This window comes from Gilvimarinus agarilyticus (assembly GCF_000832015.1).
Taxonomy (GTDB): domain Bacteria; phylum Pseudomonadota; class Gammaproteobacteria; order Pseudomonadales; family Cellvibrionaceae; genus Gilvimarinus; species Gilvimarinus agarilyticus.
This window is the reverse complement of record NZ_JXCJ01000001.1, coordinates 3,364,449-3,377,020: the sequence shown is the minus strand read 5'-3', so window position 1 is coordinate 3,377,020 and position 12,572 is coordinate 3,364,449. Positions and strand designations below refer to the sequence as shown.

Genomic DNA, 12,572 nt, shown 5'->3' with positions numbered 1-12,572 from the left:
GAGAGAAGTTGTTTACGGCGTTTTGGGGTACACCTTAGCCCAATCCTCTTTCATGTCGATTAATAACCAGCCTCGATCACCGGCTTCGCTCAGGCCCTTATCGAGCTTGCCAATGTGGCTATCCCGGTCATACTGATATTCTCTTTTAGCGTCCGTGTGGTGCACGATCACACCAAGGCTTGGCAGCGAGTTAGTGCTACCCCACTCAAGCATTTCAAAGTCACCGTCAGAGTTACCCGCCACAAAAATGGGTTTTTTGCCTATTATTGTGGCAATTCCCACAGGTTTGCCGGGGCCGTCGTCAAGAAAGGCTATGTCGGGCTTTTTGGTGAGTTGCGGATTGCCATTAATAACTTCGTAGCTGAGGTGCAAACCTGAGCCTATTACTTGCTGCGGGGGGATACCGTAAGTGTCTTGTGCAAAAGCGCGGACAAACATTTGCCCGCCACCACTGACAATGTAGGTGGTAAAGCCTTTATCACGTAGGTAACTTAAGAGCTCCAGCATAGGCTGGTAGACCATAGCGTTGTAGGGCATGTTGGTTTTGGGGTGGCGGGCAGTGGCAAGCCACTGTTTTACACTTTGCTCAAACTCGTTGAGGCTGATATCGGCATGGGAGGCATTGATCACCTCTTGCAGGGCACCTTTGCCCCCAGACATCAATGTCTTAAAGTCGCCATCCACAGCGGCTTTTAACATGGTTGAATCGAGAATGCTCGGGTCTTTTTTTGCCTGCTCTTTGAGCATATCTAATGCGTAGATAAGCTGAAAGTAAACGGGTTGCTCCGTCCATAACGTACCGTCGTTATCGAATGTGGCAATGCGCGAGGCGACCGGCACAAACTGGTCGCTCTCCGGGTTGGTGACGTTTGTAACAAACTCCAATATGGCGTTTTTGTTATCGCCCTCGCGCCAGGATGGTAATGGGTCGGCGAGCGCCTGTAATGTTAGGGCGCAGCCGATTAAGCCTGCGCATACAGATTTAAGGTTTGGTAGCATTAGCAATCCCTCGTGGTGATGTCCGGTTAATAATGTTGCAACCAGTATAGTCGATGTGACGTACTCCAAAAGCGTATAGCATTGACTTATGACGGAATGTCGGGCGACTCTTGAGTGTTTTCTCGAATTTTAGGTTTCGGCTCGCGTATCAAACTGAGTAACACCCAACCTTTGGTCGGCTCAAGCTTGGCATTTTCGATAAAAGGCTTAAGTTTGCCTTTGTCGGTGACGGCGAACAGCAGCTCTGAGCCACCCTGGCGGCGGAAGTCTTCTATCGTAAATTCATCGGTGAGGCGGGTGGCCCGAATTTCGGCGCCACTGCCAATTAAGCTGGCCAGTTTGGCGTAGGTGAGGTCTTTGCTAAACAGCGGGGCCCCTTTTAAGGTGGAGGCCACCTGGTGCTTTTCGGCTTTGTTGCTGTCGGCGTTGGTGCGGATCGAGAAAATGTGGGTATCGCCAAATTCACTGCGAAAATGCATACCGGCAATCACATTCAACTCGCGTAGTGGCGATAACGCAATCAGGTTGCCAATGCCGGTTAACTCTAACCGCTGGGTGGCAAACTCCGACACTGGATTGCCGTAGAACGTTTTAAGTCCTGCCATGCGAGCCAAGCGAATATTATCCCAATTAGAGTCGCACACCAAAACCGGTACATCTTGTTGTTGCAGTGCTTCGCCAATACGTCGCGCCACCTGATTGGCGCCTTGGATCAATACGCCCCGTGGCTCGGGTTCGACAATACCCAATAGCTTGGCCAAAGGCCTTGAGGTAGCGCTTTGAAACACCACTGTGCCTAAAATAACGGCAAAAGTGAGCGGCACCAGCAAGTCAGCACCGGCAACGCCACTTTCGTCCAGGCGCAGCGCAAACAGTGCCGATACCGCCGCCGCCACGATACCGCGAGGGGCAATCCAGCCCAGCAATACCCGCTCGCGAATTTTGATCTCGGAGCCGAGCGTGGCCAATGCCACGGAGATCGGCCGGGCGACAAATTGAATCACCAGCAATAACAGTAGGTACGATAGCGTAAAAATCCCGATAAGCTGCGCCATGGGTAAACGCGCCGCCAGGATAATAAATAGGCCGGAAATAAATAATATGGTGAGGTTTTCTTTAAAGTTTAGGATGTTGTGAATATGCACGCCGCGCATATTGCCCAGCCACATGCCCATGACGGTTACCCCCAATAAGCCGGATTCATGTGCTAAGTGGTTACAAAAAGTAAACACCATAAACACCAAGCTTAGTGTGGCAAGGTTTTGTAGATATTCCGGCAGGCGGCGGTGTGCCAGCATTTTGCCCAAGGCATAACCTGCGGCCGCGCCAACGGCTAGGCCAACCACGATAATCTCTAAAAACAACAATAAGCTATGGCTGAAGGCTGCGCTGGTCGTTGTGGTGACGATAAACTCATACACAACTACCACCAATAGCGCACCAATGGGGTCGATAATAATCCCCTCCCACCGCAGAATATTGGCTACTCTTTCGGAGGGGCGCACAGTGCGCAGCAAAGGGGTGACAACCGTGGGGCCGGTTACTACCATCAAGGCGCCAAATAATATAGATAACTGCCAGCTAAGATCGAACAGCGCATGAGTGGCGATGGCTACTACAACCCACGTGACGGGGGCCGCCACGGTAATCATTCGCTGCACGACCTTACTTGTGCCGCCAAGCTCTTGAAAGTTGAGGGTTAAACTGCCCTCAAACAAAATCACCGCCACCGCGAGCGATACAAGCGGAAACAGTAGGTCGCCAAAAATTTTGTCGGGGTTTATCCAGCCCAGCCCCGGGCCCAAAATCAATCCGGCGATCAACAAAAATAAAATGGCGGGCAGGCGGGCTTTCCAGGCGCCCCAATGGCAGGCGAGCGCGGCAATTCCGATAATGGCAATTGCCATGGCTGAGTCGTGCATAAAACATCCTTGGGGTGTGCGGTGATAGAGGCTCTCTTGGCTACTCATCATAGCCGATAGCGTCTAAAATGGCGAAAGGCACCACGCTAGGCAAAACCAAAAAGGAGCTATTTGTGATTGATCGCGAGGATTTTTTACGCAGTTTTCCGGTAACGGTTGAAATCGATGTGCAGTGGGGCGAAATGGACGCCTTTGGCCACGTGAATAACACGGTGTATTTGCGTTATTTCGAGTCGGCCCGCATCGCCTATATGCGCCGCATGAGCCATAAAGGTGTATTTGATACCGGGCAAATTATACCCGTGTTAGCCGAGACCGCCTGCCGCTATCGCCGGCCGCTGCGCTACCCGGACCGCTTGATTGTGGGGTGTACCATCACGGAGGTGCACGAGCACGGTTTCTCGCAGGAGTACGAAATCTATAGCGAGGAGTTGGGTGAGGTAGCCGCCACCGGGGTGGGGCGTATTGTCTTGCTGGACAAACGCTCGCAGCAAAAATCGCTGGTGGCACCCGAGTTACACTCAGAAATTAAATCGCTTGAGTCCTTAAGTTAGCACTCAGCCCGACATCATCAGGTGAATCTTGCCACAGTTATTAATGCGTACTACAGGCGCCAGCGCCGAAGAAGTCGACGGGCTTATCGAGTTATTACAAGCGGAGGGAATCGTATGCTACACCACCGACGCCGGGCGCTGGCGTTTAGGGGTAGACGGGTTGTGGCTTACCCACGATGAGGATGCCGCCAAAGCGCGGGAGTTGGCTGGCGAGTTTCAGTACCAATTCAGCAAAGAGTCGCGCGCCGACTTTGAGCGCCGCCTGGCTGAGGGCACGGCGCCTACCTTTGCCAGCCAATTGCGCCAAAAGCCGTTGGTGGTAATCGGCACATTGCTGGCTATTGCGGCCATCGCTATGTTGTCGTTGTTGCCGTTATTACTTGGCTGAAGTGCTCGGCTGACTCAATAGGCTCGAGCCCGCCGTGCACCACAGTAGGCTTGCGCTGAATTAACGCTGGCGGCTAACGCGGCGCGCGATACCCGCACCCAGCAGGCCCAATAACATCAGCCAGCTGACACTACCGCCACCGCCACCACTGCCACCGTTATTGCCGCCATTGTCTGGCTCGCTGTCATCGCGGGTGGTGGGCATGGGGTCTAAATCGGCCGCGGTGTCCACGGCGGCGTCGAGAACGACGATGTTTTGTACCAGAACGATATGGTCTTCAGTCGGAAGTAGGTTGTCGTCGTAATCTTCTTGTTCATAATCCCGCACCGGCATTTCATCGAGTGCGATATTGTTAATAAACTCCTCTGGCGTGAAATTACCTCGTGGTAGCTCAGCCATTGCGTCGATAATCGCCATACCATTGCCGGCGACTTCACCAAACACGGTGTAGCCTCCCTCCGGGCCATCAAGGGAAACGCTATTGTCCTTCAGGTTAAAAAACCACTGGTTGGTCGCACCATTTGGTTTTTCGGAAGGTTTAGCCATAGCTATGGTGCCGCGCTGGTTGGAGAGCAGGGGCTCGTTCATAACCGGGTCGTTACTGGCTATATCGCCATATTCCGCATTTTCGATATCGTAATTAAAGCCGCCACCCTGAACGATAAACCCCGGTACAGAACGATGCATAAAAGTGTCGCTATAGGCACCGGCCTCCACATACGCTAAAAAGTTGGCCACCGTTTCGGGGGTGGTCTCATCGTAGAGGTTGACTTCAAAATCGCCCATAACGGTTTGAAATTGAACGATCGTTGCCTGACTGGCGGCGCTTGCGCCTATTAATGCGGCCAGAGTGAGGCCGGCAGCGGCCTTAGGTAAGTAAGCCATGAGGAGTCTCCACGGTAATCGTAACTATTAAGAATCGCTATAAAGCGACCGTGCTTTTAGAAGGTGATAAACCTTACCAGAGCTGTGGTGCGAAAAGTGTTAGGAAATGTAGTGTCGGGTTTGCCCCATTAGATCCGGGCGCCGTGGCGCCCGGATTGGGAGGCTAACCTTGGTAAGCCGTGAGCAGCACCTGCAGTGGGTGGGGTAGGCGCTGATCCTGAATACGCTTTACCTGGCTGCGGCAGGAGTAGCCGGTGGCGGTCAGTTTGCCGCTGTTGGTCGGCTCTGTGACAACCGCCTCCCAGCTTTGCGAGAAGATCTTTTTCGAGGTGTCGAGGTTGGCGGCCTCGTGGCCGTAGGTGCCGGCCATACCGCAGCAGCCGGTGCTAAGCACACTAAGCTCTTGCCCAAGCGCGGCGTAAACGGTTTGCCAATCCTTAATCGAGGCGGCGGCATTGGTCTTTTCGGTGCAGTGCGCCAGCAGCTTGTAATCGCTTTTGCCAAACAACGCGGTGGCCTCGGTTAAATCTTGCGCGGCTAACCACTCTTGAATCAAGGCCACCTTTGGCGCTTTATCGCCCAGCACTTTTTGGTACTCGCTGCGATAGGCCAGTGTCATGGAGGGCTCAAGCCCCACCAGAGCAATACCGGTGTTGGCTAAGGCGTTAAGCATCGTGGCGTTGTTGTTGGCGGCTTTGGCAAAGGCTTTTAAAAAGCCGTGTACGTGCAGTGGCTTGCCGTTGGGTTTAAAGGGCGCCAGCATAGGGTTAAACCCTAAAATTTTAAGCAGCTTAATGCTGTCAAGTACCAGCTCGGTCTCAAAGTAACTGGTAAAGGCATCCTGCACCAAAATAACGGTTTTGGCTTTTTGTTCGTCGTTTAAGCTGGCGATGTTTTGCGCGCTGGCGTAGCGCACGTTTAGCTCGCGCAGAGCTTTGTCTAAATCCACTCCGGTGAGCAGCGGGCTATCGACCATGCCGGCGACTTTGGCCAGCACTTTTTGGCTCACTTTAGGCTTCATTACGCCGTTATACAGCCAGGGTACCCGCACCATGGTAGGCACAATGTATTCAAGCGCGCCGATAAAATAATCTTTTAACGGGCGTAAATAACGGCCGTAATACAACTCTAAAAACTTTGAGCGAAACTCGGGCACGTCTACTTTAATAGGGCACTGGCCAACGCAAGACTTACAGGCTAAACACCCCTGCATAGACTCGTTTACCTCGTGCGAGAAGTCGTACTGGCCGCGTTTTTTGTTGATGGTGTTTTTAATGCGCGCCGGCAGCGAGAAAACAAAGTGACGCTCGCGGTTGGCTTTGGCTTCTTGTAGCGCGTTAATGTCGCGCTCGCTTAATTGTTTTAGCCACTCGCGCACCAGCGATGAACGGCCTTTGGGCGAGTGGATACGCTCACGAGTGGCCTTGTACGAGGGGCACATGGCGTCGTTGGGGTTCCAGTTAAAGCAAGCGCCGTTACCGTTGCAGTGCATGCCCTCAGCGTAGCCGTCCCATACTTCCACAGCGATTTTACGGTCCTGCTGGCCCCGGGTAGTAACGCCATCAATGCTCAGCAGCGATAATTCGGCCTTTGGCGTGGCAATTTTGCCTGGGTTTAACTGGTTGTGCGGGTCAAACGCGGCTTTAATTTTTTGCAGTTGCGGGTACAGCTCGCCAAAAAATTTGGGCGCGTACTCCGAGCGCACGCCTTTACCGTGCTCGCCCCATAACAGGCCGTGGTATTTTTGCGTTAGCTCGGCCACTTCGTCCGAGATGACCCGAATCAGTTTTTCCTGCTCTGGGTCTTTCATGTCGATGGCGGGGCGCACATGCAGTACGCCGGCATCCACATGGCCGAACATGCCGTAGGCCAAATTGTGGCTGTCGAGTAGGGCGCGAAACTCAAAAATAAAGTCGGCTAAGTGCTCGGGTGGTACGGCGGTATCTTCCACAAAGGGTATCGGGCGCGCTTCGCCTTTGGCGTTGCCCAAAAGCCCGACGGCTTTTTTGCGCATGCCCCAAATCTTACCCACGGCGGCGTTGCCCATGGCCACCGAATAACCAATGCGGCCGGTGCTTTCTCGGGCCGAGTCGTTCATGGCATCCAGAGCATCCGTCAGGCGTTTAATGCCTTCGGCCAAAGCCGCGTCGCTGTCGGCGGTGTACTCGACCAAATTAATGCCTTTGATCTCTTCGCCGGGCACGGGCGGAAAATACTCGCTCACGCTGTGCCAAACGATGTCATTCATGGCCAGGTTCAGTACTTTTGAGTCGACTGTTTCTATGGACGTGGGGCCGGCTTTCATCAGCTCGGTCGCATCGCGCAGCGCCGCGTTAAAGTCCCGGTAGTTAACATTTACCAGTGCCGAACACTTGGGGATAGGCAGCACGTTGAGTTTGGCCTCGGTAATAAAACCTAAAGTGCCCTCGCTGCCGCATAACACGCTATTGAGGTTAAATTCGCCCTCGTCGGTGCGGATATGGGCTAAGTCGTAACCGGTAAGGCAGCGGTTTAGTTTGGGGAATTTTGCATCGATCAGCGCGGCGTGCTCGCGCTGAATATCGTCCACCATTCGCACCACATCGCCCACCCGGTCGCTGCGGTTGCGCAGGGCAGCCAGCGCGGTGTCGTCCAGTGGCGCCGAGTCGCAGACGCTGCCGTCCAGCAGTACAGTTTTAAGCTCCAGTACATGGTCGCGGGTTTTGCCGTACAGGCACGAGCCCTGGCCCGAGGCATCGGTATTGATCATGCCGCCGATGGTGGCGCGGTTGCTGGTGGATAGCTCCGGGGCAAAAAACAAACCGTAGGGCTTAAGCGCGGCGTTTAGCTGATCTTTAACCACACCGGTTTGCACCCGTACCCAGCGCTCTTGTTCGTTAATTTCCAAAATTTGGTTCATGTGGCGGGAGATATCCACCACCAAACCGTCGGTGAGTGACTGACCATTGGTGCCAGTGCCACCACCACGGGGGCTGAGTACGACCTGAGTAAACGCATCGCGCTGGGCCAGCTCGGCTACTAGCACTAAGTCCGCCGTATTGCGCGGGTAGATCACCCCCTGAGGCAACACCTGATAAATCGAATTGTCGGTGGCCAGTACGGTGCGGTTGGCGTAGTCCGGGTTCAAGTCTCCGGCAAAGCCCGCCTGTTGCAGCGCCTCGATAAAAGCTAAATAAACCGACTGAACAGGGGACGTTTCACGTATACGGGGGATCATAGGGCTCGAAGTCAATAAAGAGTGTAGAGGCAGGTATTTTACGGGGTTGCGGGCGGGAGAGCCAGAGGCGCTGATGGAATCTGGCTCGAGGGGGTAACGGCTAGAGGTTGTTAAGAGCGGTAAACGGCCTTTGCCTAGCGAATCAACGACGTTCCGAGCAATACTCCCCACATGGCCAATAAGCACACATTGCTTGCCATAAACGAACGCATGCGCCAGCGGATTTTACCGCGTAAGTGAAGCGTGGCCTGAACCACACGACAGCCCACGTACAGCCAGGCAAGCGCCAGCATAAAGACACCGGTGAGCTGAGTTACCATGGCGGTGATGCAAGCGGCGTAAAACAGTATTGGCATCTCAAACAGGTTGTTGTAGCAGCGCTGGCTGAGCACCATGGCCTGAGGCAGCTGATCGCTGGGTGTGGCGTAGGTTCTGAAGTGCTCCATCGCTACCTGGCCGCCTTTGATGGCGCTAACGCGCGCCTTAAACATGCGCAGAGCAACGTAAAATGTGAGTAGCACTAAGGCCGCCATGGGGTAAATCATAAAACCTCCTCGCTGGGGAAAACGCCGCCAGAGCCGGCAGGCTCTGTTAATCGGCGCCGAGAGCACTATAATACCCCCTTTTCAGTTAGTGCAACCGCTAGGTTGCGTGGCGGCAGGCGGCCGCAAATGCTTACACAATAGGATGCAAGTCTATGATTATTAAGCCAAAAGTTCGTGGTTTTATCTGTATTAATGCCCACCCCGAGGGCTGCGCCGCCCATGTGCAGGAGCAAATTGATTACACCCGTGCTCAGGGCGAGGTGGCAGGTGGTCCCAAAAACGTTCTGGTGATTGGCTGTTCGACCGGCTATGGCTTGGCATCGCGTATTACCGCCGCCTACGGCAGTGGCGCTAAAACCTTGGGTTTGTGTTTTGAAAAGCCCCCCACCGAGCGCAAAACCGCCTCGGCCGGCTACTACAACACGGCGGCCTTCCATGCTGCGGCCGAAAAAGACGGCCTGTACGCCCGCACCATAAACGGTGATGCCTTTAGCAATGACATCAAAGCTGACGCAATCGCCGCTATTAAAGAAGATTTAGGCAAAATTGATTTGGTGGTTTATTCGCTGGCATCACCGCGGCGCACCGACCCCAACACCGGCGAGACCTACAACTCGGTGTTAAAGCCCATTGGTGAGGGGTACACCGCTAAGAACTTAAACACCGATACCATGAAGATCTCTGACATTACCGTCGAGCCCGCCAGCGATGAAGAAATCGCCAACACCGTAAAAGTGATGGGCGGCGAAGACTGGGAGATGTGGATGGATGCCTTGGCCGAGGCCGACGTTCTGGCAGAAGGCGCTAAGACCGTTGCTTACACCTATCTGGGCGATAAACTGACCTGGCCCATCTATGGTCACGCGACGATCGGTAAAGCCAAAGAGGATCTCGACCGTGCAGCCTCGGCCATTGCCGAGCGTTTAACCGACAAAAATGTCAGCGCTAATGTCGCGGTACTCAAGGCTCTGGTGACTCAGGCAAGCTCGGCGATTCCGGTAATGCCGCTGTATATGTCGATTTTGTTTAAAGTCATGAAAGAAAAGGGCACCCACGAGGGCTGTATCGAGCAGTTACAGCGTTTGTTTACCGAATGCCTGTACAGCAGCGATCCGCGCCTGGATAACGACAACCGTTTTCGCGTGGATGACCTGGAGCTAGATCCGCAAACCCAGGCAGAGGTCGAGGCGCTTTGGCCCCAGGTGACCGAGGACAACCTGATGAGCCTGACCGACTACAAAACCTACCACGAAAACTTTTTGAAGTTGTTTGGGTTTGGCTTTGACGGCGTAGACTACGACGCCGAAACTTCACCGCTGGTATCCCACAACTTTTAAGGCCCGTGGTGAAGACCTTAATATCGGTAGCGCGGGGCGCACTCTCGCTACTGCTGTTCATATCCGTGACCTTGCTGATTAGTATTCCGCTAATTAGCTTGTCGCTGTTAAAGCTGGTGGCCTACCGCAGTGCGTATCGGCCGGCGTTAACGCGCTGGCTCGATAAAACGGCGAGCTTCTGGATCAGCTGTAACAACCTACACCAGCGCTGGTTACTGCCCACTCGTATCGCCTACGAGGGGCCCGAGTATTTTAGCCGCCGACAGTGGTTTATGTTGGTGGTAAACCATCAAAGCTGGGTGGATATTTTAGTATTGCTGCGGTTGTTTAATCGCGAGGTGCCTTACTTTAAGTTTTTTTTAAAAGCCTCGTTAATTTGGATACCCGTGCTGGGATTGGCGTTTTGGGCGTTGGACTTTCCGTTTATGCGTCGTCATACCAAAGCGCAAATCGCCCGCGATCCGAGCTTGGCCGGTAAAGATTTAGCCACCACGCAAAAGCAATGCGAGCGTTACAGCAACAAACCGGTCACGATTATTAGCTACCTCGAGGGCACACGTTTTACGCCGGCAAAGCACCGCGCGCAAAGCTCGCCGTATCGCCACTTGTTGCTGCCCAAAGCGGGCGGTTTGGCGTTTACCCTCACCGCGATGAACGGCCGCATTAAAACCTTGCTGGACGTGACGATTCACTACCCCGAAGGGCGGCCCAGTTTTATACAGTATGTGGGCGGCAAGGTGGGGCATATTAACGTGCACGCCCGCGAGCTTGAGGTAGGTGAAGATTTGTTGGGCAATTACAGTGAAGATGCGGCGTTTCGTGCACATTTTCAGGGATGGATTAACCGTATTTGGCAAGAAAAAGACGAGCGTCTTGAGTCTCTGTCGCACTCTGGGCAAGCCATGCCCCACAAGAAAAGTATCCACTTATGAGTCGTACCCGTTTTAGTCCGTCCCTGCTTAAACCGCGCCATTGGTTGTCGTGGTTGGGGGCCGGTATTTGGTTCTTGTTTGCTCAGCTGCCTTACAAGTGGCAATTGTGGGTGGCGCGCCGCTTGGCACCGCTGTTGTACTTGAATAAAAAGCGCATCAATTTTGCGCGGGTTAATCTCGAGCGCTGTTTTCCTGATTTATCAGAGCACGAGCGCGAGTCCCTACTTAAAAAGAACACCGAGTCGATGATGATTGCCGCCTTTGAAACCGGCATGGGCTGGTTTTGGAGTGGTCGCCGCCTGCGCAAGCTGCACACAATTGAAGGGGTGGAGCATATTCATCAGGCCCAGCGCGAAGGGCATGGCATTTTATTGTTAACCACCCACTTTAGTACGCTGGATATTGGCAGTGCGTTTTTGGGACAAAACATCGAGTACGACGGGTTTTATCGCCCCCACAGCAATGAGGTTTACGACTACTTGCAGCGCAAAGGCCGCGAGTCCTACTGTGCCGGCTGGGTAATTCCGCGCGATAACGTGCGAACGATGATCTCGCGCCTGCGTCAGGGGCGGGCCGTGTGGTATGCACCCGATCGCGATTTGGGTGCTAAAAATAGCGTGTTTGTGGATTTTTTTGGCGTGCCGGCCGCTACTATTACCGCCACCAGTAAAATTGTTAAGCTCGGCCGGGCGAAGGTGATTCCGTTTACGCAAGTGCGCCTGGAAGATGGTTCGGGTTATAAGCTGACCATCCATCCGGCGTTTGAAGACTTTCCCAGCGGGGACGATATTGCCGATACTCAGCGAGTGTCGGATTTTATGGCCGAGCAAATCGCCAAATGCCCCGAGCAGTACTTTTGGGCTCAGCCACGCTTTAAAMCCCGCCCACCCGGCGAGCCGGATTTTTACGGTTAGCGAGCCGCTGTTAGCGGTAGGCTTCAGCGCCTTTATTGATGCCTTCAAACGCGCGAATACGCAGCTCGACGCTGGGGTTATCGGCGGCGGTTGTGGCGGCAATGTGTTCGGCTAGACACTCGACGGTGGTGTCGGTATCGATGATGTAACAGCAGCGCTTTGGCAGCTGTAAGGTAAAGGCACCTTGCTCTGAGGTGTAAGCAAAGTCGAAATAATCAGCGCCGTTAATGGTGGGTTCGGCGCTGATGTCCTCGCGGCTGCCAATATAAATATCGCGCCAACGCTCGGCCCAGCACTGTTCCAGATTAGACGACTTTTCCCCCTCGGCCCAAATGTCGATGCGTGAGCGGTGGCCATGGGCAATGCGCTGGCAGTTGCCACCGTGCTTTTTTAAGCCGTGGGAGTAATGATAAAAAGCGCCCTCTATGTGTTCGGTGCTAAAGCTGAGTTCGAGCTTTTCGATCTCATCGCGAAACGCGCTTTTCAGCTGCTGCTCGCACCAGCGGGCAATGGTTTCGGCGGTTAGGGTTTCGGCCTCGACCAAGGCAATGGCTTGACGCGGGCTCGTGGTGTGAATGTGTTCGCCGTTATCGAGCGTCCAGCGGATGTCGAGCTGATCGCCATTGGCGTTAATCTCGATGTTGGGTGCCTGGGTGGGTACGGCCAGGCGGTGGTCTAATTCGGTATCGAGCCAATCGCGCACGATTTTTTTAACCACGCCAAAGTCGCACACCATGCTCTGATCGTCCAAATCGCCGTGCAGGCGAATATTGGCAAGCCAAGTCTCGCCCAGTAGCCCGCGAGAGGCGTCGAGATAGCTAAAATCCACATTGGTGAGGTTGTCGACAAACAGTAACATAGGTGAAGGGTCCGGGCTCG

Annotated in this window: 11 protein-coding genes; 5 read left to right on the top strand and 6 right to left on the bottom strand. The window is 54.0% G+C overall.

The window, feature by feature from the left end:
• Nucleotides 1-12: 12 nt before the first annotated feature.
• Nucleotides 13-999 (bottom strand): HAD family hydrolase, encoded by a 987-nt coding sequence (locus SD69_RS14760; RefSeq protein WP_052481194.1) that lies wholly within the window; start codon nt 997-999, stop codon nt 13-15.
• Between the two features lie 86 nt (nt 1,000-1,085).
• Nucleotides 1,086-2,921 (bottom strand): cation:proton antiporter, encoded by a 1,836-nt coding sequence (locus SD69_RS14755; protein ID WP_041523820.1) that lies wholly within the window; start codon nt 2,919-2,921, stop codon nt 1,086-1,088.
• Between the two features lie 113 nt (nt 2,922-3,034).
• On the opposite strand from SD69_RS14755, the gene SD69_RS14750 reads away from it, so the two are divergent.
• Both SD69_RS14750 and SD69_RS14745 read left to right on the top strand, forming a co-directional pair.
• Nucleotides 3,035-3,475 (top strand): acyl-CoA thioesterase, encoded by a 441-nt coding sequence (locus tag SD69_RS14750; RefSeq protein WP_198144108.1) that lies wholly within the window; start codon nt 3,035-3,037, stop codon nt 3,473-3,475.
• Nucleotides 3,476-3,503: 28 nt separating this feature from the next.
• Nucleotides 3,504-3,863, top strand: coding sequence for a DUF6164 family protein (locus SD69_RS14745; RefSeq protein ID WP_157471709.1), 360 nt, complete (start codon nt 3,504-3,506; stop codon nt 3,861-3,863).
• Between the two features lie 60 nt (nt 3,864-3,923).
• Here SD69_RS14745 and SD69_RS14740 read toward each other — a convergent pair whose 3' ends face one another.
• The 3 genes from SD69_RS14740 to SD69_RS14730 all read right to left on the bottom strand — a co-directional run bounded on the left by SD69_RS14740 (nt 3,924) and on the right by SD69_RS14730 (nt 8,510).
• Nucleotides 3,924-4,748 (bottom strand): peptidylprolyl isomerase, encoded by an 825-nt coding sequence (locus SD69_RS14740; RefSeq protein WP_041523819.1) that lies wholly within the window; start codon nt 4,746-4,748, stop codon nt 3,924-3,926.
• A 163-nt stretch (nt 4,749-4,911) separates the two neighbouring features.
• Nucleotides 4,912-7,965: a D-2-hydroxyglutarate dehydrogenase YdiJ gene (gene ydiJ, locus SD69_RS14735; protein WP_041523818.1), complete on the bottom strand. Its 3,054-nt coding sequence runs from the start codon at nt 7,963-7,965 to the stop codon at nt 4,912-4,914.
• Nucleotides 7,966-8,099: 134 nt separating this feature from the next.
• A complete protein-coding gene (locus SD69_RS14730; RefSeq protein WP_041523817.1) occupies nt 8,100-8,510 on the bottom strand; it encodes an MAPEG family protein in 411 nt (136 codons plus the stop codon).
• A gap of 152 nt (nt 8,511-8,662) precedes the next feature.
• On the opposite strand from SD69_RS14730, the gene fabV reads away from it, so the two are divergent.
• Genes fabV through lpxL form a run of 3 tightly spaced genes read left to right on the top strand, consistent with a single transcriptional unit; the run spans nt 8,663 to nt 11,693 of the window.
• Nucleotides 8,663-9,847 (top strand): enoyl-ACP reductase FabV, encoded by a 1,185-nt coding sequence (fabV, locus tag SD69_RS14725; protein WP_041523816.1) that lies wholly within the window; start codon nt 8,663-8,665, stop codon nt 9,845-9,847.
• Nucleotides 9,848-9,855: 8 nt separating this feature from the next.
• Nucleotides 9,856-10,779: an acyltransferase gene (locus SD69_RS14720; RefSeq protein ID WP_232301213.1), complete on the top strand. Its 924-nt coding sequence runs from the start codon at nt 9,856-9,858 to the stop codon at nt 10,777-10,779.
• On the top strand, nt 10,776-11,693 hold the full coding sequence (gene lpxL, locus SD69_RS14715) for an LpxL/LpxP family Kdo(2)-lipid IV(A) lauroyl/palmitoleoyl acyltransferase (protein ID WP_041523815.1): 918 nt from the start codon (nt 10,776-10,778) through the stop codon (nt 11,691-11,693). The genes SD69_RS14720 and lpxL overlap by 4 nt, the downstream gene beginning before the upstream one ends.
• Before the next feature lie 10 nt (nt 11,694-11,703).
• On the opposite strand, the gene SD69_RS14710 is transcribed toward lpxL, so the two are convergent.
• On the bottom strand, nt 11,704-12,552 hold the full coding sequence (locus tag SD69_RS14710; RefSeq protein ID WP_041523814.1) for a 6-carboxytetrahydropterin synthase: 849 nt from the start codon (nt 12,550-12,552) through the stop codon (nt 11,704-11,706).
• Between the last annotated feature and the right edge of the window lie 20 nt (nt 12,553-12,572).